This window comes from Clostridium sp. OM05-5BH, from assembly GCF_003481505.1.
In the GTDB taxonomy this organism is placed as follows: Bacteria; Bacillota; Clostridia; order Lachnospirales; family Lachnospiraceae; genus Otoolea; species Otoolea fessa.
In genome coordinates this window covers 24,983-48,474 of the sequence record NZ_QULJ01000004.1, presented here as the reverse complement: position 1 = coordinate 48,474, position 23,492 = coordinate 24,983, and the positions used below count along the sequence as shown (strand labels likewise).

The 23,492-nt window shown below is 40.4% G+C and carries 27 protein-coding genes; 8 read left to right on the top strand and 19 right to left on the bottom strand.

Going from position 1 to position 23,492, the window contains the following annotated elements:
• Positions 1-108 precede the first annotated feature (108 nt).
• A complete protein-coding gene (locus DXB70_RS06575) occupies positions 109-1,971 on the top strand; it encodes a hypothetical protein (RefSeq protein ID WP_147354045.1) in 1,863 nt (620 codons plus the stop codon).
• A 1-nt stretch (position 1,972) separates the two neighbouring features.
• Complete coding sequence (locus DXB70_RS06570; RefSeq protein WP_118672919.1) at positions 1,973-3,874, top strand: GHKL domain-containing protein; 1,902 nt, start codon at positions 1,973-1,975, stop codon at positions 3,872-3,874.
• A gap of 58 nt (positions 3,875-3,932) precedes the next feature.
• Here the strand turns inward: DXB70_RS06570 and DXB70_RS06565 are convergent, their stop codons facing one another.
• The 9 genes from DXB70_RS06565 to DXB70_RS14370 form a co-directional block, all read right to left on the bottom strand.
• Positions 3,933-4,412, bottom strand: a complete 480-nt coding sequence (locus DXB70_RS06565; protein ID WP_107001034.1) for a hypothetical protein — start codon at positions 4,410-4,412, stop codon at positions 3,933-3,935.
• A 116-nt stretch (positions 4,413-4,528) separates the two neighbouring features.
• The gene (locus DXB70_RS14140; RefSeq protein ID WP_181357217.1) at positions 4,529-4,684 is read right to left on the bottom strand and encodes a hypothetical protein; all 156 of its coding nucleotides are present in this window, start codon (positions 4,682-4,684) and stop codon (positions 4,529-4,531) included.
• 12 nt (positions 4,685-4,696) lie between these two features.
• Entirely contained in the window at positions 4,697-4,891 is a 195-nt protein-coding gene (locus tag DXB70_RS06560) for a hypothetical protein (protein ID WP_270231859.1), read from the bottom strand.
• Positions 4,843-5,442, bottom strand: coding sequence for a zinc-ribbon domain-containing protein (locus DXB70_RS06555; RefSeq protein WP_243099917.1), 600 nt, complete (start codon positions 5,440-5,442; stop codon positions 4,843-4,845). The genes DXB70_RS06560 and DXB70_RS06555 overlap by 49 nt, the downstream gene beginning before the upstream one ends.
• A gap of 144 nt (positions 5,443-5,586) precedes the next feature.
• Positions 5,587-5,826, bottom strand: coding sequence for a hypothetical protein (locus tag DXB70_RS06550; protein ID WP_118672918.1), 240 nt, complete (start codon positions 5,824-5,826; stop codon positions 5,587-5,589).
• Positions 5,827-6,127: 301 nt separating this feature from the next.
• The gene (locus tag DXB70_RS06540; protein WP_347559603.1) at positions 6,128-6,712 is read right to left on the bottom strand and encodes a methionine--tRNA ligase subunit beta; all 585 of its coding nucleotides are present in this window, start codon (positions 6,710-6,712) and stop codon (positions 6,128-6,130) included.
• 68 nt (positions 6,713-6,780) lie between these two features.
• The gene (locus DXB70_RS06535) at positions 6,781-8,013 is read right to left on the bottom strand and encodes a site-specific integrase (protein WP_002596379.1); all 1,233 of its coding nucleotides are present in this window, start codon (positions 8,011-8,013) and stop codon (positions 6,781-6,783) included.
• A gap of 46 nt (positions 8,014-8,059) precedes the next feature.
• Positions 8,060-8,242 (bottom strand): hypothetical protein, encoded by a 183-nt coding sequence (locus tag DXB70_RS06530; protein WP_002596378.1) that lies wholly within the window; start codon positions 8,240-8,242, stop codon positions 8,060-8,062.
• 107 nt (positions 8,243-8,349) lie between these two features.
• Positions 8,350-8,532, bottom strand: a complete 183-nt coding sequence (locus tag DXB70_RS14370) for a DUF6462 family protein (protein WP_002596377.1) — start codon at positions 8,530-8,532, stop codon at positions 8,350-8,352.
• An 88-nt stretch (positions 8,533-8,620) separates the two neighbouring features.
• Here DXB70_RS14370 and DXB70_RS14050 point away from each other — a divergent pair, with 88 nt between their 5' ends.
• Positions 8,621-8,806, top strand: a complete 186-nt coding sequence (locus tag DXB70_RS14050; RefSeq protein ID WP_136017837.1) for a hypothetical protein — start codon at positions 8,621-8,623, stop codon at positions 8,804-8,806.
• 267 nt (positions 8,807-9,073) lie between these two features.
• On the opposite strand, the gene DXB70_RS06520 is transcribed toward DXB70_RS14050, so the two are convergent.
• Complete coding sequence (locus tag DXB70_RS06520) at positions 9,074-9,403, bottom strand: HTH domain-containing protein (RefSeq protein ID WP_002596376.1); 330 nt, start codon at positions 9,401-9,403, stop codon at positions 9,074-9,076.
• 3 nt (positions 9,404-9,406) lie between these two features.
• Positions 9,407-9,568 (bottom strand): hypothetical protein, encoded by a 162-nt coding sequence (locus tag DXB70_RS14135; protein WP_014081113.1) that lies wholly within the window; start codon positions 9,566-9,568, stop codon positions 9,407-9,409.
• A 20-nt stretch (positions 9,569-9,588) separates the two neighbouring features.
• Between DXB70_RS14135 and DXB70_RS14630 the strand changes: the two genes are divergently transcribed.
• The 5 genes from DXB70_RS14630 to DXB70_RS06495 all read left to right on the top strand — a co-directional run bounded on the left by DXB70_RS14630 (position 9,589) and on the right by DXB70_RS06495 (position 14,629).
• Positions 9,589-10,296, top strand: a complete 708-nt coding sequence (locus DXB70_RS14630; protein WP_347559602.1) for a MobC family plasmid mobilization relaxosome protein — start codon at positions 9,589-9,591, stop codon at positions 10,294-10,296.
• Positions 10,245-11,648 carry a relaxase/mobilization nuclease domain-containing protein gene (locus DXB70_RS06510; RefSeq protein WP_118672916.1) on the top strand — a complete coding sequence of 468 codons (1,404 nt, stop codon included), beginning with the start codon at positions 10,245-10,247 and terminating at the stop codon, positions 11,646-11,648. Before DXB70_RS14630 ends, DXB70_RS06510 begins: the two co-directional genes overlap by 52 nt.
• A 217-nt stretch (positions 11,649-11,865) precedes the next feature.
• A complete protein-coding gene (locus tag DXB70_RS06505; RefSeq protein WP_014081116.1) occupies positions 11,866-12,213 on the top strand; it encodes a helix-turn-helix transcriptional regulator in 348 nt (115 codons plus the stop codon).
• Positions 12,214-12,444: 231 nt separating this feature from the next.
• The gene (locus DXB70_RS06500; protein WP_002596372.1) at positions 12,445-12,831 is read left to right on the top strand and encodes a BlaI/MecI/CopY family transcriptional regulator; all 387 of its coding nucleotides are present in this window, start codon (positions 12,445-12,447) and stop codon (positions 12,829-12,831) included.
• A 1-nt stretch (position 12,832) separates the two neighbouring features.
• On the top strand, positions 12,833-14,629 hold the full coding sequence (locus DXB70_RS06495) for a BlaR1 family beta-lactam sensor/signal transducer (protein ID WP_118672915.1): 1,797 nt from the start codon (positions 12,833-12,835) through the stop codon (positions 14,627-14,629).
• A gap of 292 nt (positions 14,630-14,921) precedes the next feature.
• Here DXB70_RS06495 and bla read toward each other — a convergent pair whose 3' ends face one another.
• The 8 genes from bla to DXB70_RS06460 form a co-directional block, all read right to left on the bottom strand.
• Complete coding sequence (gene bla, locus DXB70_RS06490; RefSeq protein WP_002575559.1) at positions 14,922-15,815, bottom strand: class A beta-lactamase; 894 nt, start codon at positions 15,813-15,815, stop codon at positions 14,922-14,924.
• A gap of 1,152 nt (positions 15,816-16,967) precedes the next feature.
• A complete protein-coding gene (locus DXB70_RS06485; RefSeq protein ID WP_118672914.1) occupies positions 16,968-18,476 on the bottom strand; it encodes a hypothetical protein in 1,509 nt (502 codons plus the stop codon).
• Between the two features lie 20 nt (positions 18,477-18,496).
• Positions 18,497-18,937 (bottom strand): hypothetical protein, encoded by a 441-nt coding sequence (locus tag DXB70_RS06480; RefSeq protein ID WP_118672913.1) that lies wholly within the window; start codon positions 18,935-18,937, stop codon positions 18,497-18,499.
• A gap of 54 nt (positions 18,938-18,991) precedes the next feature.
• Complete coding sequence (locus DXB70_RS06475; RefSeq protein ID WP_118672912.1) at positions 18,992-20,257, bottom strand: DUF6070 family protein; 1,266 nt, start codon at positions 20,255-20,257, stop codon at positions 18,992-18,994.
• Between the two features lie 27 nt (positions 20,258-20,284).
• The gene (locus tag DXB70_RS06470; RefSeq protein ID WP_347559600.1) at positions 20,285-20,710 is read right to left on the bottom strand and encodes a DUF6070 family protein; all 426 of its coding nucleotides are present in this window, start codon (positions 20,708-20,710) and stop codon (positions 20,285-20,287) included.
• A 7-nt stretch (positions 20,711-20,717) separates the two neighbouring features.
• On the bottom strand, positions 20,718-21,017 hold the full coding sequence (locus DXB70_RS14045; RefSeq protein WP_147354044.1) for a hypothetical protein: 300 nt from the start codon (positions 21,015-21,017) through the stop codon (positions 20,718-20,720).
• A complete protein-coding gene (locus DXB70_RS06465; protein WP_118672911.1) occupies positions 20,965-23,079 on the bottom strand; it encodes a penicillin-binding transpeptidase domain-containing protein in 2,115 nt (704 codons plus the stop codon). The genes DXB70_RS14045 and DXB70_RS06465 overlap by 53 nt, the downstream gene beginning before the upstream one ends.
• 185 nt (positions 23,080-23,264) lie before the next feature.
• Positions 23,265-23,492: a transposon-transfer assisting family protein gene (locus DXB70_RS06460; RefSeq protein ID WP_118672910.1), complete on the bottom strand. Its 228-nt coding sequence runs from the start codon at positions 23,490-23,492 to the stop codon at positions 23,265-23,267.

The window sequence follows — 23,492 nt, the reverse complement described above, 5'->3', positions numbered from 1 at the left end:
CGTATTCTGGAGGGCTGTCTGGCCTGTCTCCTCTGCTTCACCTGCAGTATCCCAGCATTTGCCGCCGAAACTGCAACCCCATCCAATGCCGATGAAAGAAGGGAGATTTTGCCGGATTTAGAAAGCGAAGCTCCGGGGACACTGGAGAGCAAAACCCCGGAAGCATCGGAAGAAGTATCCCTCGTCCTTGTCACAGAAATACAAAAGGAAGACGAACTGCTCTCCCTGCCAGATTTCACCCTGCCCCTTAGAACCACACCGTCTGATGATGACCTGGAGGAAATTTATCAGCTGGCCCTTCGGTATCAAACCGTCCGCGCCACGGTAACAGCAGGTGAAGAAATCCGGCAGGAAACATTTTCTGTCGCATGGGATTTTTCGGCCATTGACCAGACCACTCCAGGCAAATATACCGCAGCAGGCCGGATTGAACTGCCGGAGGGGTATGCCTTTGGTGAAGCTGTCTTGCAGGAGCTTCAGATTTCCGTCCGGGTGAAAGAAATGCCGCCTGCTGTCATCACCTCCATAGAGCAATGGTATCCTTATACGGACGCGTTTGCGGTTCAAGAGGGCAGCGAAACCGAAACGCTGGAAAATTTGTTTGCCTTTTCCCCTTACTATCTGGAATGCTATGCGGAAAATGGAACCAGCTACACCGCTGTGGTGGAATGGGATTTTTCTGGTATTGATTTGAATACTGTGGGACTGTACCATGCAGCAGGAAGGCTGACTGCACCGGAAAATACCATATTTGCGGATCGTGTCGATTTCCCTGAAATTTCAATTCCTGTTTCTGTTCAGGCTCCGGGCAGCCCAGACATCAACTGCTTCCTGGTTCGCAGAGGAAGCCTTTATTTTCCCTGGGTCACACCGCCGGGGAATCTGGACAAGGTCAGTATATGGCTGTCCGAAAACAACGGTTCATGGAACCGTCTGGAAAGTGGCGTTTATGTGGGTCAGGAAATGCTCTCGATTGCTACCCGTCTGCTGATGCCGGGAAGCAGTTACCGCCTTCAGGTGGATTATGACGGCGGACAGACCGGCATCCTGTCCTTTACCTACGCAGATGGAATTGTCCTTGAAGGGTATCATGAAGGCGACCGGGATGGAGGGGATGCAGGCGGAAATCCTCCCGATACCATCATTCAACCGCCTCCTGAAGATACCGACGATCAGGATGACGGTTTCGCAGACAGGCCCTCCACAAAGCCTCCAAAACCGCCTGCAACAAATGGCGGCAGAGTGGATTCCAACGATTCTGAAAAAACACCACCTGTCAGTGAAGAAAATGATCCTGCGGATCATGAACCATCCCACAAGTCTTCCGAGCCATCCTGGGAGGGAAAGGATGATTCCATAGATATAGATAAAGACGATTTCCCATCGGAACAGGCAAACGGTGATACAGAGGAAGATGCGGATTCCAAAAGCCCTGATTTTTCAGAGTTCTTCGATGAAACCACCGACCGGATTTCCGGCACGCGCTTTTTGATGATGCTGCAAACAGGGGAGCAAAGAGCCGTCTTTTCCAAACAGGGAATCACCATCAGCATACCAAAAGACGCCTTGCCGGAGGGCATCCAAAACGAAGATCAGATTGAAGTCATCATCCAAAAGGATACGGACGGCGGTTTTTCTTTTTCGTTTTCCATCAATGGAACTGCACTCAGCTCCCTGCCGGATGTTTCTGTCATGCTGCCCTGTCCAAATGACCCGGCAGCCGGCACATGGTTCCTCTGTGATGAAAGCGGCGTGGAAATTCCCATGACCGGTTATGACGATGCGGCAAAAGCCGTCTCCTTTCAGATCAGCCATACAGGGGCATACACCATTGTGGGAAAGGAAGATGCCGTTTCCCTGGCACAGGCCGCCGACACAGAGCATAGCCGGTCGCCCATACTCCTTTTGATTCCGGCCTGTCTGCTTCTTCTGTCTGCCGGTGTGTTTTTCCTAAGGAGGAGGCGAAAATAAGATGGTATCTTCTGCGGTAAAAAAATATGCTGCCTTATGTATGGTCTGCCTGTGCTCATCCCTGTTTTTTCTTGGCCTGTATCAGTTCAATAATAAATATAGCCAGAACACAATCCAGGCGGCAAATGGGATTCTGGCGCTTTCTGAGGAAGAACTTCAAAAGTCACCGGTGCGCTTTCTGGTATCCGGCTGGGCATTTTATCCTGACGCGCTTTTGACCCCGGAAGAAATACGGGATGAAAGCCATTATATGCGCTACCTTTCCATCGGAGAGCAGACCAATTTCTCCAGCCCTGCAAACTCTTCTCCCTATGGCTGCGGGACTTATCAGATGACATTCTTTCTGCCGGAACGGAAGGAAACATATGCGCTGGAAATCCCAGAAGTGTTTTCTGCTTATAACCTTTATCTGGATCATGACCTGATCCTGCAAATGGGGGAACCGTCACAGGGGACACCATTGGTTCAAAACCGCATGGTCACTTTTCATGGCGGAAAACCGGTCACACTCACCATAGCGGTCAGCAACTATGACCACTTTTACGGAGGGATTGTCTATCCGCCTGCTTTCGGAACGATGCTGGCGGTCAATACAACCAGAGGAATCCGGTTTGCATTCTGCCTGTTCAGCTGTACAGTTACCTTTGTCTGTGCGCTGTTGTCCTTTTATTTCAGCCGCCGGATGAAACAGAAAAATACATTCCTGTTCGGACTGATCTGCCTTGCCATGTGCGGCCTGTCATCCTATCCTGTGCTTCATATGCTGGCTGCGGTTCCCGTATTCCCCTGGTACACGATTGAACTGTTCTGTATCTATCTGGTTACCTGGCTGATCGTAGTTCTGCAAAACCGGATATGCAGGCCGGGCTTCCTGCCTGCGGCCATCAGTAATGGGGTGGGCGCTGCCTTCCTGGTATATGCGTTTGTGTATGGCATGATGGCTTCCCATCTCTCCCTTGGAGCGATTCGTTTCTTCTCTGCATCGGTCTTTTGTTATAAGGCGGCATCTGCGCTCTATCTGCTTATCATCGCTGTGCTTGCCATTCACAGAGGAGAAAAACGGAGCAGGCCGATCTTCTATGCTGCGGCAGCCGCAACCTGCGCCTTTATATGGGATCGCCTTCTGCCGGTTTATGAGCCGGTTATCGGCGGTTGGTTTTTGGAATGGGGCAGCTTTTTCATAGCAGCAGCCATCGGTTATTCCCTCTGGCGCGATGTGATAGAAGGATATGGAAACAGCCTGATTTTCCAGGAAGAACGCAAGCAGGTCATCCGTCAGCTTTCTATGCAGACCGAATACAGCCGTCAGGTTTCTGAAGCAGCGGCAGAAAACAGAAGGTTGATCCACGACATCAAACACCATCTGCGCACCATAGACCGCATGGCCTCTGAACGTGGGCAGACGGAGATCTGCTCCTTCCTGTTACAGGTAGAGGAACAGGTTGCGGCATCATCGGGTCACTCCCCTGCCCAGTTCTGCAAAAATCCCGTCGTAAATGCACTGATTGAATACTACTACGGCATGGCGCAGACACAAGGGACAGAATTTCAGGTGCGGCTCGATCTTCCCGAGCAGATGCCGCTTACCGATGTGGAACTGTGTACGGTGCTGGGCAATCTTTTGGACAATGCCGTTGAGGCGTGCAGCCGCCAAAAGCAAGGGGTGCGCCGCGTTTTCATTGCAGGCGAAACCAGAGGCAATATGTACTTTTTGAAGATTGAAAACACTTACGACGGTCTGACCTTGCAAGAGGGAAAAACATTCCTCTCCCGAAAGGGCGCATCCGCCGATCATGGAATCGGGCTTTCCTCTGTCCGAAAAATCATTGAAAGCCATGGCGGTGATCTTGATCTCGTTCCCGGTGAGGAATCCTTTCTTGTTGGAATTACAGTGGGTTTATAAACATTGCTCATACAAAAGGACACCATTACTTACATTTGCATAAGCAATGGTGTCCTCTCTATTTTCCAAGTTCTTCTTCCATAATATTCCTAATCGCTTTAATACCCGTAAAAGTCAATTTTATTCCACGATTATACATAGCCAATACTTCATTCAGATTTTCAACAAGTACCTTATCCAACTTTTTATGTATCGTTACAGGCTGTTCCTGAATCGTATGAACATGGTCAAAATATTTTTCAATAACAGGAAATGTATTCTGTATCAAAAAAGCATTTTCTTTCCCTGCAAATAATCCAATCACTATCGTATTGCATTTACCATATCGTTTCTTTTTCTTTTCAACGATTTCCTTGTATTTCTCAGCTTGTGAGCTAATTGGTATCATCCAATACAATTTTGGATTTTTTCTATCCTGAATTGCATAGTAATGAGGACGATAGTTCCCCTGTTCCTTATTACTCATCAAATATTTATCCTGAACCAAGTCAAAAAATTCATCCTTGATATGATACGAATATCCCTGTTGTATCTCCATAAATAACCTTTCCTATGTGATAAAATTCCCCATCAGCATTCACTGATGGGGAACATTTACAAACTATACTATTTTTATCCCACCTGTATAGCAAGTGGCTTCATTTACGAACTGAATTATTTATACCCCGCACCATCAGCAAGCGGCAAACATTTACTTCTATCTTTAGTATATACAGTTTCTCTGAATTTAGCAACCTGTTTTTTAAGTTTAGAAATATTTTTTACTATATCATAGCTCATCATTTGTCGTAACTCTGTCGTAAAATACATGCATTTACCTTCTTAATACAGCTTAGCCCCAGCAGGAATTGCGTCATCTAACATAAGCAGATTCAATCCTTCGTGTCCGTCATACTCATACACTGCTGAAATCAACATTCCTTCTGATGGGATTCCCATCATCATTCTGGTAGGAAGATTTGTGATCGCTACGCATGTCTTTCCAACAAGCTGTTCCGGCTCATAAGAGTGTTCCACTCTCTGCCGCAATCCTTACACTTCCACCAAGCCTTACGATTGGCAAAGACCGTAACCTGAGTCGGAAGTAAAGGATAATTTCTGTCCGACCACTCGGCAGCTATATCCGGCAGAAGCGTTGCAAGGTCATTAAATCCTGCCAACACTTTATTATGGGAACAATACGGGCAGCCTGTCCTATTTATCGTTCTGCTCTTAACGGCAGCTTCCCACTCGTGTCCTTTCTCACATCTCCAAATCACTTTCTTATGAGAACCAATAGAAACCTCTGTCGGTTTTATCTTATTCTTTTTCGACCACTGTTTTACCAGTAATGGCTCTAATGTCGCCAAATCGTTAATACCTGCAATCACTCTCGCACCGGAACATATTGGGCATTTTTCTCCATTAGAACGAGCCTTAACGCTTGTCTGCCATTCGTGACCGCAAGCACCTCTCCACCATACTTTTTTATTTGAACCGAAAGTAATGTCATCAGGTGTAAGCGGTAAGTTCTTCTCCGACCACTCCGAAACAAGCTCCGGGTGTACTTCTGCTAAACTGTTGTTCATAGCCAACCTCAACCTCCTTGTGCTTAGAGTATATGAAGTTTTGGCTTTATCTTGTAGTTTGCGAATATCTGTATAAATAGAAAAAGCCCTTTGAGAAAAGGATTTCTCCTCTCTCAAAGAGCAAATTGGCAAACTGGAATTGTTCTACTTCTTTATCTTTTTAATATCCTGATACAGCCCATATCCCAGAAACAGGATTCCAATAATAAACGCAATACCAGCCGCTATTGCTAAAAAAGGACCTACATATTCAAGACCTCCTGCAAATAAAGTGGCATTCCACGAAGCTACTCTACTCATAAATATCGCAGCAGAAATATATCGTGCAGAAATTAAAACTGCTGACATGAAACAGAAAATAGCACCTACAATTTTGTTTTCCATTTAAATCACCTCCAAATTCCGATTTGTATTTCTGTTTGTTTTAAAAATGGGCAACTCCGATTGGAATTGCCCACTCATTGCACTAATTATGCGATTTTTTCTTGCTTGCACCGATTTCTGCATCAATTGATGTAAGTTTGATGTAAATCGCTGCTTTTTCAGTTTTTTATCAAATGAAGTACGTCCCGTCTATTCGGTAAAACGGTACATCTTTACATCACGTCGACTGGCGTCTCCGTGCGTTTTTCGCCTTATGTCGGTGTTCGCAAGCGCACACCGCCGCAAGGCTCAGTTTCTCATCTTAATAGAGCTTTGCACCTGCTGGAATGTGGTTATCAACCATCAGAAGATGAAGCTTTTCTTCGCCTTCTTCTTCATGAATAGCACTGAGGAGCATACCGCAAGAGTCAATGCCCATCATAGCTCTCGGTGGCAGATTTGTGATTGCAATCAGTGTCTTTCCAACTAACTCTTCTGGCTCATAATAAGCGTGAATACCGCTTAAAATGGTTCTGTCTGTGCCTGTTCCGTCATCAAGAGTAAACTGTAACAGCTTCTTTGACTTCGGTACTGCAACGCACTCTTTAACCTTTACTGCACGGAAATCTGACTTGCTGAATGTATCAAAATCAACCATTTCTTCAAACAATGGCTCGACTTTTACCTTAGAAAAATCAATCTTTTCAACCGGTTTTTCAGCCTCTGCCGGAGCTGCTTCGGAAGTCTTGGAAGCTTTCTTATCAGCGTCCAGTGACTTCATCGTCGGGAATATAACCGAAGCTAATCCACCACAGTCCAAATAAGTTGATAAACGCTTTTTTACACGATTTTCATTATATATCGCCAGTCCATATTTGTCCACCAAAATCCAACAAACTAATGTCATTTTGATGTATTCTGACTTTTTTGATGTCAGGTTTGTCTTGGAAATCGTCCCCTTGCAAGGACTTCTTCCTAAAATATATCACTATTATTTTCCAGAGCTTTAATTGCTTCCTTTTTCTTCACATCTGTTGCTTCCGCATAAATATCCATCGTTGTTTCAATATTTGCATGACCCATAATACTTTGAATCACTTTCAGATTTCTTTCATTTTCACAAAATCTGGTGCAAAATGTGTGTCGGATATGATGACACGAAAAATGAGGAATCAATACCGGGCGTCTGCTCTCCCGTTTTGCCTTAATAATTTCTTCGGCATTGTAGGCTTCGTAAATTCTTTTGATTGCACTGTTGATTACGCTGGGTTTATGGATAATTCCGTCTTTATTGCAAAAGATAAACCCACTCATACCATCAACCACTTGCACATTAAAACCGGTTTCTTTCTGTGCTTCGTATTCATCCTTAAATGCCTGTTCTACAGCCTGCATCATCGGAATAGTACGAATCCCGGCTTCTGTCTTTGGCGAAGAAATATGAAATTCACTCTTTCCATTCTCCATTACTCGATAGATAGCCGCATGGTTTATACTAATGGTTTTATTCTCATAATCCAAATCTTCCCAACGCAGCCCTATCATTTCTCCTATGCGACATCCCGTTCCAAAAAGTGCTGTAAACAGTGGCAACCAATGGCAATACACAGGACTGTTCGATACATAATTCAAAAATGCTCTCTGCTGTTCCAATGTAAGTGCGTGTCTTATGCCCTTATTCTTTCCATTCGCCTTTTTGATTTCTGCCATTACACCGCTTGCCGGATTATTGCGTATCACATTGTCCCTAACTGCCATCTGAAAGGTTGGGTGCAGAATCGTATGAATATTATCCAATGTATTCGCCTGTAACCCCAATATGTTCATCAACGAACAATAAAAGAATTTCACATCAGAATACTTTATATCATTGATGATTCTTTTTCCAAAAGTATCTCTGACAAAACGGTTATACATATACTTATAATTTACCCGTGTGTGTTCTTTCAAATCATACTTCGTTGAAATATACCTGTCAAATGCATAGTTCAAAGTTGTCTTTCCACTGCAATAGCTTTCAAGACCGTCCAACTGATTGCGAACAAGTTCTTTTTCCTTTTCCCTTAACTCCAACAGGTCATTTGAATAAACGACCCGCCTTTTACCTGTCGAATCGGTGTACTGGTAGATATACCTTCCGTCGTTTTTCCTCTGACTTTCGCCTTTCCTTAATACTCTGCCTTTTGAATCTTTTCTCGACATTGACATTATGTACCACCTTCCTCTCAATATAAGAAAGAGGTCACAAATGCCATTACTCATTCTCGGTATTATCCTGCTCTTGCAGCTTTCTAAATCCTTGAACAAGCGTCTGTGTTATGGTCAGATCATGAGAGCTGGCATACTCTGTTATATCTGTATGCTCATCTTTTGTAAGACGGATGAATACACCTTCACTTCTCGGATTTTCTAACTTAGGTCTACCCATTCTTGCCATCCGTCAACACCTGCCTTTCATAACCTGACTTCATTTTACTACTTGTATATCAAAAAGTCAAATACTTTTTGATATACAATAATTCGTTTTCCTCTTTCTTATCATGTCTACGCTCGAAAAGATTCCAAATACTCCTCAAAAATCTTCACGTTTACCAATGTGATACGGTTAATTTTATAAACAGCACGAGCATCCTGTGCCAATTTCATAAAGCTGTGTTTACTCATAGAATACCTCTCCGCACCCTCGTCATACCTTATAAAATTTTTTGTGTTCACTTTTGCCTGCATTCTTCCACCTACCTTTTCAAAGTGTGTTCTTTTTCTCTTGCTATGGTTATGGCATATCTGCCAATAAAAACATACTTAGCAAACAAATATGCTTTTATTGGAAGATATTAAAAAATCCGTACAGGTGGCAGCTCATTACACTACCCACATCGGTATCGCACCGTCATCTTATCTGACCGGACTAAGCCGGAAGTATCATTATCAAAAATATGTATCAACGCCTCCGTGTAACTGCTACACATTTATGCCGGATATTTCCCGCTCCACACCTTAACTTCAATATCTGCTTTCAATATTCCTTCGTATCCACCTCTGCCAAAGGCAAAAGCAGGTGTCTTATGGCGTATCCTCAAAGCGGCTCCACATATTCCACACGTCCTGTACGCATTGGTTTATGAAATTGTCAAGGTACAATCGCAGACATCGTCTGCATTTTGGATAAAATCAAAGCTGAAATTGTCAGCCTAAAAAGCACATAAGCACACTTCCGTCTGCTATGAACGGTTCTGTAAAAATTATGTGCTTTATCAGAATGACAAGATCAAAGTTGTAATTTATCCGGTCCATATTTTCTTAGGACTTGAAATAAAACTTTTTTATGTATGCCCTCCGTCCAATCATATAATTCATGCAAGGCAGCTACTTCCATAGGTGTCAGCGAATTGGCATAAGGCTTGTAATCCTCTCTTATAAAAATTCCTCCGTTCTCTCCCTGTTTTGTATAAATCGGATAAACCGGAGTTAAAGCCTGAATATCATACTGTATCGTGCGAATGGAAACGCCAAATTCCTGTGCCAATTCATTCGCTGTTGTATGTCGTCTGATAATAAGAATATTGATTATTTCCGTTCTACGATGTACGGTATTCATGCTTCACCCCCTCTCTTCTGGTTTTCCAATTCTAATTTTAAATGCAGAATATGCAGTATCTTTGCTTATTCCCCTAAATTTCTCTGTAAATCTTTTATCTCTCTCCAGCCATTGACTTTCCCCTTTCCCATTGATAAAATCATTATGGATAGAATCAAAAATCATAAAAAGTCACACAAACTGCTATGGAGTTTTTACGGGCAATCAATGCCCTTATGAACCGTGGCAGTTTTTTTATTGCTTCTGCCCAACTGCAAAGTCGAATTATCAACGCTATCCATAACAAGGGCGGTAACGCCCTACTGTGTTGCAAACCGCTCGCCTATACTCACGCAACACGCAAATTCCCTACGGGTAATTTGCAGAAGAATAGCAAGCACTGCCTGTGTTCCCTCACAGGCACCATTTCCGCAAGTTTCTACCAAGTGAAAACTTGCAGAAATTGGCTTGCATGGGGCATATCCCCCTGTCCCCCTAAAAGCAAAAAACAACCGCCGGCTACGGCATATTTGAAAATCTTTTATACAAATAAGGAAAGGACTGATACTGCAATGGCAAACCGAGAAAGACAAAATGAACTTAAAATCTATCTCAGCGATGACGAGCAATACATCTTAGATCAGAAATGGAAAGCCTCCGGCATGAAGAGCAAATCCGCATTTATTCGGCATCTGATTTTGTATGGCTATGTCTACGATGTAAACTACGAACACCTGCGGGAATACAACACCACGCTCGCCCGTATCGGCAATAATCTGAACCAGATTGCCAAGCGGATGAATGCTACTGGCAATGTCTATAAAGCCGATGTAAACGAAGTAAAGGAGCTGATGAAACAGGTATGGCAATCACAAAAATCCATGCTATCCAGGCAACCGTCCATAAGGCAGTAAACTATATCTGTAATTCCCAAAAAACAGATGAAAGTATTCTCATTTCTTCCTTCGGATGCAGTCCTGAAACCGCTGCCTTTGACTTCAAATTTGCTCTGTCAAAAACAAATCAGGCAGACCCCAACAAAGCCTTTCATCTGATACAGGCTTTCGCTCCGGGAGAGGTATCTTATAAGAAAGCACATCAGATCGGTGTGGAGCTTGCCGACAAGCTGTTAGAGGGGAAATTTTCTTATATCGTTTCCACTCATATTGATAAAGGTCACGTTCACAACCACATCATTTTCTGTGCCGCAGATAATGTGAATCACGAAAAATATCATGACTGTAAACAGACCTACTACCACATTCGCCGCCTGAATGATGAGCTGTGTTCCAAGCATCAGTTATCCGTCATTTCTCCCACAAACCAGCGTGGTAAAAGTTATAAAGAATGGACATCCGGCAGAAATGGCACCTCGTGGAAAATCAAGCTCAAGCAGGACATTGATGAAGCAATTCAAAACGCTGATACATATGAACAGTGCATGGAGCTGATACGGGCAAAAGGTTATGAAATCAAAGGCGAAACCATTGGAGAAAACGCCTTAAAGTACATTTCCTTCCGCCCCCTTGACCGGGAGCATTTTGTCCGTGGCAGCTTAAAGTCTTTGGGTGCAGAATACGCCAAAGAACGGATTAAGGAACGGGTAGAAACAAAGGCTTTAGCACAGACACAAAAACGTGTCCCATTCCCTGCCCGAAAGAAACCTCTTATCAAGGATTATTCTTCCCGAACGCTGATTGACACCTCGGAAGAAAAGTTCACGCAAAGCCCCGGTCTGCAGCATTGGGCAGCGATTGAAAATCTCAAAATCGCTGCCAGCAGTTACAGTAAAGCAGGTTCTATCATCGAGCTTGAAAAACAGATTGAAAGTAAGTCTGTTCTTGCAAAAACCGCACGGAACAGTCTTGTGGAAACAGAACGTCAGCTAAAGGATTTAGGACAGATATTGAAATACGCTGAACAATATCAGAGCAATCATATCTATCACATCCGTTACCGGAAATCGAAAGACCCTGACGCTTATCTCCGCCACCATGAAACAGAACTCCTGCTCCATGACGGTGCAGAAAATATGCTGAAACGCTTTGGAATCAGCTTAAAACATTTTGATATTGATAAGTTTCGTAATGATTACAATGCTCTGTATGCCAAGAAAGAAGCCTTGCAGAAAACCTATAAATCTGCTGAAAAAGACATACAGGCTCTCAACCGAAAACTGGATAATCTGAACCAGTATCTTGACCGGACTCCGGGACAGGAACAGACCACAAACCGCAAACCCGAAAAAGACTTTACATCGCTCTGATTTCCCCACAAAAAAGGTGTATCGCGTTGAAGTTTTATACTTCTTTGCGATACACCTTAGTGTGTAATATGCTGCTATCTCAAAACTTTTCACTATTCTTTTTCTATGTATTTTCCCATACTTTACATTCATGTATTACACTCCATATCTACACTGTATTCTATTGCAATTCACTCGTTTTAATAGGTATTGTAAACTACTATCGAGGTGAATTATAATGCATGACATAAAACAAATTCTTGCCATTGCAGTGCGTGAAGCCCGTACCGAACTCGGACTTTCACAAGAAAAGCTGGCTGAAACTCTTAATATGGATACCCGCACCATACTAAATATTGAAGCCGGACGTGGTAACCCCAAATATGATAAGCTGTATCCTTTGATTACATATCTGAAGATACCCGCCGATAAGATTTTCTACCCAGCCAACGCAAACCAACAGCCAAATCTCCAAAAACTCCTGACCCTGCTGAATGACTGCACGGAACAGGAGGCTGCGGATTTATTGCCTATGGTTCGTTATCTGCTTGATCTGCTGCACAAGCAAGACCATCCAACTCTGTAAGAATGCCAATAGACTCCTTGTGACTCTATTGGTTTTCTTATTTTCAAAGCACTTTATTTACAATTTCAATCATCCTGATTCCACTCCTTTTTTTAATTCTTACTTATGTAATATTTGAATTATTACATAAGTAAGATTTCAAGTCAATCTATTTTCTCTTAAATTGACAACTACACAAATAACATCTATAATATTTTTATTACAGCCGTAAGATTTAAGGAGGGATTTGAAATGAGTGATTTACCACAGATTTCTGAAGCTGAATTTGAAGTTATGAAAATCGTATGGAAACATGCGCCGATCAGCACCAATGAAATAACTGATAAATTATTACAGACTACGAGCTGGAGTCCAAAAACAATACAAACTCTAATTAAACGTCTAGTGAACAAGGGCGTTCTGACTTATGAAAAACAAAGTCGGGTGTTTGTTTACACTCCAGTTGTGAAAGAAAGTGAATACATCGGTCAGGAAAGTAACTCTTTTCTAGAACGATACTACGATGGAGACATCACTGCCATGCTGTCTGCATATATAGAAAATGACAGACTGTCCGAAACGGAAATAGACACTCTCCGCTCTCTTCTTTCCAAGAGGTCAAAAAAAGGAGGTAATTAACATGGCTGATTTTATGATACGCTTTTTAATATGCAATGTATTTATCAGCGGTATCATCGGAATTCTTTTGATAGCCAAGCGGATATTCAAAGGCAACCTATCCAGCCGGATGCAGTATAATCTGTGGTTCCTGCTACTTGGATTGTTGGTAGTTCCTTTTATACCGTTCCGTTTAATTGGGTTTCCGCAAATCCTCTCGTGGCTCAGTAGCCTGAAAAGTTCTCCTACTTCTGGCACCAGAACCGCCCTAGGAGAAGCTGTTGGGATCAATCCAGCCGGAAATGCAGACTGGATGAATGACTTTGCCCTTTCGGTAAATAGTGAGACTCCATCCAGCATCGGATACATACTATTTGGAATATGGCTTGTAGGCATCCTTGCAATGATTATATTGGTAATCAAGTCCTCTATCCGCTTACAGAACTTGAAAAAATCTGCACTTCCCCTTCAGAACCCGGAAGTTCGAAAACTATATCATCGATGTATGAAAGAAATGGGAATTAACAGAAATATCCATGTTTACAGTACTGCATTTTTGAAATCTCCGATTATTGTGGGGCTTTTGAAACCTTGTATTTATCTGCCGATTCATCTCATCTCAGATTATAACGAATCGGACATGCGATACATGCTGTTACACGAGCTACAGCACTATAAGCACAAAGATGCTATTGCCAACTATCTAATGAACTTTGCCGGAGTAATATATTGGTTCAATCCTCTTGTCTGGTATGCTCTGAAAGAAATGCGTAATGACAGAGAGGTTGCCTGTGACACCTCTGTTTTAAAGATGCTTGAGGAGGATGATTATGCAGATTATGGTAATACACTGATCAATTTTGCGGAAAAGATTTCACTTACTCCATTTCCGTTTGCCGCCGGTCTTGGTGGAAACATGAAGCAGATGAAACGGAGAATTATCAACATTGCATCTTATGAGAAGCCGACATTTATAAAAAGAGTAAAAGGTATGACTGCATTCATGTTGACTGCTGTCCTTCTCCTTGGATTCGCACCTTTTATTTCTACATACGCAGCAGATGGAAGCCACTACCAATGGGATTCCTCTTCTGAGAATATTTCCTATGTAGACCTCTCCACATACTTCGGAGAATACGAAGGCAGCTTTGTTTTATACGATTTGGAAAACGATGCATGGAGTATACATGACATGGAGCATGCCACCTTACGGGTTGCTCCAAACTCCACCTACAAGATATACGATGCTTTGTTCGGATTGGAAGAAGGCGTCATTACACCAGAAAATTCGTTCATTGCATGGAATGGAGAAACCTATCCATTTGAAGCATGGAACGCAGATCAGACCTTACAGTCTGCAATGAACTCCTCTGTGAATTGGTATTTTCAAGCAGTAGACGAACAGCTTGGAACCTCTGACGTTTACAGCTATGTTCAAGAAATCGGATATGGTAACGAAAACATGAGTGGCGATTTCTCCTCTTATTGGATGGAATCCTCCTTGGAAATCTCTCCAATAGAACAGGTCGAACTTTTAACCAAGCTGCAGAATAACAGTTTCGGCTTCGCCCCTGAAAATATCAATGCCGTAAAAGATGCCATCTGCCTTTCAGCTTCCAATGCCGGAACATTCTACGGAAAGACCGGAACCGGACGTGTGAATGGACAGGATGTAAACGGATGGTTCATCGGTTATATCGAAACTGCAGATAATACATACTTTTTTGCCACCAACATTAGTGCAGACAGCGATGCTACCGGAGGCAACGCAACTGAAATAACCATGTCTATCTTGTCAGACATGAATATCTGGAAATAAAACATAATAAAATCGGGTAAAGGTCATAGTCAGTCGTACAATCTTTTACCCGATAGTATTTATAACATAAGGTTCAAATCTCTAATTTTAAGTATTCCAAATTGTTATAGAAGCATCCTTATTTATAGACTTTTCTACATATCCTTACAAAAAAGGTGAAATGCTTGAATTCAAGTATTTCACCTATATCGTCATAGAAGAATCTTATCTATGGTTCTTTTTGAGAGTTTCTAAGATAAAACTTTTGTAATTGTATTTTGGTATATTAATTTATTTTTGAGTGAATCAATTTTTATGATATTAAATCAAAGATGATTTTTGTGGCATCTGCTATCAGTTTATTGTCATATTCTGCATCTTGTTCTGCTTTTTTTGAAAGTACAGCTACAAATATAGGTTTTTTATTTGGGGGTGTTACAATAGCGATATCATTTCGTGTTCCGTAAGAACCAGCACCACTTTTATCTGCCACAATCCAATCACTTGGTACACCAGCGCGAATTAATTCATCACCAGTTGCATTATTTGACATCCAATCTATAAAAATCTCTTTTTTATCATCTGACAATATATCTCCAGTTGCATATTCTTTTAAATTTAAAGCCAATTGTTTAGGAGTACTAGTATCTCTTATATCGCCAGGTACAGCATCATTCAATTCAGTTTCTATTCTAGAAGGCTCACTTACAGTATCACCAATTTTACTTAATGATTGTTTAAAACCATTAGGTCCATCAAGAAGAGTAAATTGTAGATTTCCAGCAGTATTATCGCTTTGTCTAACTGCAGCATCACATATTTCTCTAATAGTCATTCCAGTATCTACTTTATCTTTTGCAACTGGTGCATAAGATAAAACATCTTCTTCTTCAAAATATATTACATTATCAAGTTCTTCAATAGAGTATTTTTCTAAAATGGCACCGGCAGCTAAAGCTTTATATGTTGAACAGTATGCAAATCTTTCATCTGCATTATAAGAAATTTCTTTATTAGTTTCTGTATCAAGTGCATAAATTCCTAATGTAGCATCATATTTTTCTTCCAGTTCTTGAAATAGAAAATCATAATCTGCATTAACATTTTCATTGCCATCAGAAATGTTTTCTTGATTATTACTACATCCAACAGATAATAATATGACAAAGATCATTAAAATACTTATGGTAATTTTGTTGTGTTTCATAACTTTATCCTCCTAAAATATAGATTATACATAGAATTTTGAATTTTTGAAGCATTTATATCATTTCATATAGCTAACTTATGCATTTGTAATATATTATCTCCACCTTTCAAGTTTTTCATTGCAAATCCATAATAAAATAGTAGTATTTACATTTTAAAGGATATGAGAGTTGTATTTGTCACAATATATAATTCTTTATTTAGGTTAAATTTAGTAAACCATTCATTTTAGTTGTGCTTACGAACTATAATCCAACATAGTTTATCTTTTCTCAACATATTTGTATTAAGATTTTGAAAATGTTTTGTCACCTCTCTTTATAAATAAAATGAATTCTATATGTATTTGTCAATATAAAATTTTAGTTGAGAAAATATAGCAATAAGTCTATTGTGTGAAGCACGCTTTAAATATTACAATAGTAATATTTAAAAGTCAAGCAAAATTTAAAATAATTTTTCCTATTGTATCTGAGCATAAAAAGTGAACTGAACCAATAAAAACGGACAATGACAAAAAGCCCCCTTATTTAAAATAATAGAATCACATAAGGAGCCTGTGGTTTCAACAAAAAACACTTGATTATATGAGCAGGTTTTGTTATAGCAAAAAGTAAATACACGCATATCAAATAATTGAACCAAAGCTGATTGCTATGTGTAAAGTAGGAAAAACCAATCCGTAAGCTTGTAAAATACTTTTAATTAGAGATTCGACAAATTGAAAACTGAATCAATTACTATAATCGGGAATAGACTCGTCTTATTGCTGGGCTTCTGCTAAAATACAGAGGACGTCCTAAAAAACAGACAGAACCAGCTAGTATCAGAGAATATCAGTAAGAAATTGAGTGCCTGAAGATGAAAAATGAACTTTTACGGAATTTTCTGCGATTAGAAGAACGGATGTGAGAGTACAGGTGCAATATGAGGTTATATACAGACACAGAGTATGCGATACATTATCAATGATGTATCATTTCTTTTAGGTATCTTGCTGTGGATATTATGATTTTCGAAAACAATCATGCAATTTATGAAGAAATATGGATAGAAAGTTGCTGACACAGAAAATGGGTAATAGATATTTCTTATATGTATATATAACAGGATATTTTTGTGTTTTAACACTATTCGTATCTTTTATTTCTTATTGTAAATCACCTTCGCCTGTACTTAATCCCTCATACATCCATGTCTTTCCATTGTCGTTAGATGTAAATCTCAAGCCTTCGTAACTGCTGTATTCTGCCTTGATGATTACAGTCCATTGTCCATCGGATACTTGTGGCATCTCTGCGTAATCATAATCTGCGATTGTGTATCCTAGTTCATCAGCAATATCCGGCAGTTCCGTAACCTCTTCCATTGGAAATTCCATCTGTGTAAAAGTAACTCCACCATCTGATGTCACATATAAAGTTGAGGCATCCTGTGAAGCGCCTGTCATACCAATCACACCAAGATTTTCATCGTAAAATTCTATTCCCAGTGCCACGCCAATCTTGTTGTTAAACGGATTGGCATTTATCACATTCCATGTTTCACCACCATCTGATGACTTTTCCAATTCATAATAACGGCTTCCTGCTGCCGCATCAGTAACTACTAATCTCCATCCAATTTCTTTATTCTCAGACAACCAGTAATATACAGAACCGTTGGAATTATCTACATACCAGGATTCTGTTTCTTTAGCATCATCAATAGTCTGCTCTTCCTCCCTGTCGATGATAGTTTCTAATGGAATCACTTCCGGTTCCATAAAATAACGTACCGGAGTCACCTCAGATTCACTTGGAATATGAAGCGAGACTTCATATCCATAAACAGCTCCACCATTCAGTTCCGAATAAATGGCATTGTCTGTGTTGTCCACTCCGTCACCATCCACATCACCTTGAAGATATACAAATCCTTCCATTGTGTTAAATTCCCGCTTGCCATAATAGAGAATTTCATAATCGTCTGCATATCCTTCCACAGCCCAGTTATTTACTCTTGTTTTGTAATCAGCGTTTTTCAAAATTTCAAGCATCGGCTGTAATCTCATGTCATCATCGTAAGATTTGCTCGCAACTCCATTAATACACACAGTCATTTTTGAATCTGCATCCACATCATAGTCAATAAGGAATGTATTTTCGTCTCCATTTTCATATCTTCCATACATATAAGTATAAATACTCTGAATTTCACCATCTTTGTCAAAGGAAAGCTGGAACTTATTTTGAACATAAAGTTCATCCGGTAAATCCAACTCTGTCTCAATGTCTTCCAAGATTCCTTCTACACCTGTCTCAAAGAAGTTGGTATGAGTAAGTTCAATTTTCTTTTGGTTACGCCATTCGTCAATCTTCCATGACAATGCACCATTATAAGGGATTGCCGAATAAATAATCCTGCCTCCAAACAAAATGGTCAGGGCAACAACTACAATACATTTCCCCCAGAACAGTTTACCTTTTTCAATTTTTTCTTCTTTTCTACTGCTAACAATTCCAAAAATGATTGTTGCTATAAGAACAACACCCAAAATCAATATTGGAATCAAGTCCACTTTCGTCCCACCGTATTGACATAGATTTGAAATGCGAATCATCAGCACCGCATATATAGCAATTCCAATAAAACCACATATATTAGAAATTTTCTTCATAATTTGTCTCCATCTCGTTTTTAGTGTCCACGTATATCCAATTCATCCAATAGAGAATTTTCACTTCCCCAAGAATATACAATGTAATAACCCCTGTCCTTTATTTCTTCCGCAAATTGTAGTGTCCCGTGATCAATCCCCTCAATGGACTGCCCTTCCTGAATTTTCACCAAACATTCCCACTCATTACTTCTGTACCTTGAATAGTAAGCATCCAATTCTTCCAAAGACAAGTCACTTCGAATTAGAATTGCTCCGAAATACTGCATTCCATTTCCGTTACCCGTCAGCTTCCCTGCCTGCGACAGCGACTCTATCAATTCCGTTTCCTCTGGCAGCGGGATTTCACATAATGCTTTTTCCACTTTATAGGCAGTGTGGTTATTTATAAGCGGAATTGAAACAACTCCTCCTATTAATACAACTGCTGCCAATATTCCAACTAATTTTAGTTTCTTCATGTGTCCCCCTTTCTTACACCTGTAAGATTACCATAGAACACCACAATTATCAAATCAATCTTTAATACGGTATTGGTAATCAGGTATATGCATAATTCCGTCATTTAGGATTTTATTCCCCAAATACTGAAAACTGCCATCCTCTGCAAACCTTACCGTAAGTTCATGGGTTATGACTGCATCATCGCAAATAACCATATCACAAACCGCCTCAACTGTTAATGTGATTGTCCCATCCTCATTTTCTTTGATGTCGATAACCTCCGGCAGAGAAGTTCCAAAGAAAGTAGGTGCATAATTTCCACATCCTAATCGAGCCCAATCATATGTGTGGTTTTCCTCGTCAAATACTGCGTACTCTTGTATCTGCTCCGCTGTTATCGGAAGATATTCCATAATCAGACTTTCGAATTCTTCTTTTTGAATACCATTTGGATAATCTTCGGAATTGAACTTTTCTCCATATTTCATTCCATACAGATATTCAAACATTCCGTTATAATCCAATTCTCTCATATTTTCCGTATTCCAGTTGGAACACAAAAGGTTCTGTCCCTGATATCCAAGTCCCAAGACGAGGCGCTCAGACATCTCTCGTTGTTCCTCTGTCATAGGTTTTATTCTAATCACGCAGCTTCCATCCACAATTTCACTGACCTCCGGTGGCTCCGGCACACACAACTCGTAGCAGAACCATCCCTTATCTGTATATTTCCACTCTTTTAGTCTTGTATAGGAAATGTATGAAATCCCCGGCTTATTATCAGCATTCCAGATTCCTATTGTACTTACAACATACATATCTGTTCCATCAAAAATGAATTTCATTCTGCCCAATCCACCATCGTTGTGGACTTCATAAATTACTGCAGAACCACTTTTCCCTTCCATACATTCTTTCAGAAAACTGTCAACACTTTCATAATTCTCCATGTTAGAATATGTTACCATTGTTGTAACCGGACATCCTGCATCCTTTAGCTTCCTCTGCATTTCCAAAATCGTTTGATCATCCAAAGCAACATTAGATGCTATCCCTTTATCTGCAGTTTCATAAATATCAAGATAATGTTCCATCAGCTTTTTACAGTCAGTCTCAGCTTCTTCCCTTTCCTGTTCATCTACTGGAAGGTCGTAGCCCTTTTCCCATTGTTCTGCAGCCTCTTCCTCGGCACTTTTTATCTCCTCCGTGGAAGATACATCTTCCGTATCTTTCACAAGAGATTCATCCACAATACTATCTTCTTTTCCACAGGCACATACGAAGCATCCAATCAGAAATGCCATACTCAGCAAAATGCTTTTTTTCTTTAATGCCATAATATCATCCTTTCTTTCAAAGCAAATTTAATGTGCTTTTGCTATTGGCGGCAGTTCCAACTCTATTTGTTCTATAGAATTGGAAAGATACCTGAAAGTTCCGTCTTCAAATGGCTGGACCACAACCGTATTCCGAAAAGCGAGATCAGAATTATAATCCGGCCATACTCCATCCACGATAAGTGTAATCGTTCCATCCGCATTTTTTGTATAGTCAACTACTTCTCCGAAAGGTGGGTATGGGCTGGCATAAATCATCTCATATTCATAGCTATTGCTGCCCTCATCATATCCACAATGCTCTCTCAACTGTTCTACCGATACCGGAAAATAAGTAGTCATTATCCTTTCATATTCCTCTGCCGGAATCTTCCAACCCTCAGTTTTCAGATTTTCCCCCGTAGAAATCCTATAAACATCTTCATACATACAAGGCATCAGAATGTCCTCCACATTGCTGCTATCCCAATCTGTAACGAGCAGATTGTAATTCACATAACTTAACAATACTCCGAATTATTTCCAAATCATCTAACTTATTTTCCTCTGCTGCCTTGTCATAAAGATCTATGCAGATGTTTATAATTTCTTCTTCATTCTCCTGTTCTTCTTCTGAAACGTCCTGAACATCAATTACTGTTTCCGAAACTGTATCTTCTTCCGGTGGTGTATCGCTACACCCCGAAATACTAAACATCAGTACAAAACTAATGACTGCTAAACCACTCTTCCAGAACCAGGCTGTCTTTCTTAACAACATATCCGCTTCCTCCTCTTCCTTTCACATCTTCTACCATACTGATAATCAATATAGGACATTCCGTATCTTCTGCTGTAAAAATTGCAAACCATCCTAATTCTGTACCCGAAGTATCATCCTTCGATGCCTTTATTTCTGCCGTACCTGTTTTTCCTGCTAAAAGAATGTCATCTCGATGGGCTGCATATCCAGTTCCATTAGAATCATTCACAACCTTCTTTGTTCCTTCCAATACACGACTTGCTGTCTCGTTAGAAAAGGCACCCGGAATCCAATACTCAGCTTCCGCTTCATTCTGATATACCAAATAAGGCTTTATTACATTTCCCTCATTACAGAAAGCAGAATAAATACATGCCATATGCAACGGGTTCACTAAAATCTGTCCTTGTCCGTAACCGCTGTCAGCTAACTGTATTTCAGTTTCAATGCCTTCTGTATTGGAATACTGAGATTCTGCCATCTTAATCTCAAATGGTAGTTCCTCATTGAAACCAAGCCGTATCAAAGAATTCTCCAACTCATCCGATCCAATCTTTAATGCTGCTTTTGCGAAATAAATATTATCAGAATAAATCAAGGCATTCTCTAAAATGACTGGTTCATACGCATGAAGCGTTGTTACATGATATGAACCCCACGATGCATCTTTTTGCCAACTTAATCCTACGTTCCCGTAATCTTCCATTGGATCGATTGCTCCTGATTGTAAACCAATCGCAGCTATAATTGGTTTGAAGGTAGATCCCGGACACCACACTTGCCGGAACCGATTATACATTGGCTTATTCTCATCCTCGTTAAGTACAGTCCACTGCTCACTCGATAATCCCATAATAAAATCGTTATTGTCATAGGCCGGTGTGCTGACCAAAGCCAATACCTCTCCGGTATAATGATTTATGGCTACTGAGCAGCTTTTATCTTCCTTAAACTGTTCGTACAAGGAAACCTGCAAATCAGTATCTATCGTAAGCCGGATGTCCTGCCCATGCTGTACCAGGATACAAGCCAGTTCCTCCTTCTCTTTATCTTCCGAATTTACAATGTAAATCCTGCAACCGTTCTGGCCTTTCAGTTCTTTCTCGAACAAGCCCTCCATTCCGCTTCTGCCGATTACACTATTGGCTGTATAACCTTCTCCTGCATGTTCCTCTAAATCTTCCGCAGTAACGCTTTGAACATACCCGACCAAATGCGCAGCGGCTTCCCCTAATGGGTATTCACGCACTTCAACATCAGATATCATCACTCCGGGAATCTCCAGCAACTTATCATGCCTTTCTTTCTCCTTTAAAACTTCTTCCTCTGGACTGATAGACATTAACTCAATTTCTTCCACTCTTGGAATCGTTTTAATAGGTACAAAAGAATCATCCTTTACCCACTTTGCAGACAGGTTCTTTTCTATCACTTCCGTTGTGATTTCCAATAGTCCTGCAATCTGTGCGATTGCTTCCTCTCTGTTTTCCAACTTGCCCGGAACAATTCCAACTGAAGATGCTGTACCTTTTCCTGCAAGGACACGTCCGTTCCTATCCAGAATTTCTCCTCGCTCTGCCTGTGTAGTGGAAACTCTTACTTTATCTGCAGAAGTCAGATTAGGAAAAATCATGGAATCATCCCAAACCAATTTATATCCTTCTTCTCCATTTATAAAAAATGCCTCATTCTCAAAGCTGATAGTTCCTGCCACTGTATCAAACGAAGTCAAATATGTTACTTTTTTATCTTCCTCCACATACTCGACATTTTTTATCGACATGTTTTGCATTTCAATTCCCTCATAAATAGTGGAATTTCTCTTCAGAAAATCTTCCTTACTGATATATCCAGATGACTCCAAATCAATCATTGCATACATTTCTTCGTATTCTTGTTTTGGAATATGCATCATATACTCTACTAAGATAGTATCTGGTGTTTTACACGAATTTTTTCTTTTATATAATACTGTTGCACTCACAACTACTCCAATCAAAGTAATTGTTAATATCAACACTATAATGCCCAACATTTTTCTATATCTTTGTATTCTTTTGGTTCTATGTTTTTCCTTCATCGTTACCTCCATTTCTTATTCGTATCAATGTACTACGCTTATATATTACAAGTGTAAGATTTTAGGGTAAAAAAATTTAATTCCTTTCGTTATAAATATTACACCCGTAATATTTATCAGTCAAGTTCTTATTCAAAAAGACAGAACACAGCCTCCAAAAGCCATGCTCTGCCTTACGTTTGATGTTACTCTGCCGCTACAAACTCCATCTTCATAAATTCATGATCCGTCAATTCCTTTAATTTTACAAGGACACATAATGACAATTCAACCATCTCATCATCCTCCAGATATTTCAGTGCTTTATCAATACCATTTATGACCTTTTTTCTGCCGCCCACATCTGAATCTATACCTTCTTCCATAAAAATACTGATTAAATTACTTTCTTCTACGGTAAATCTCTTATTCAT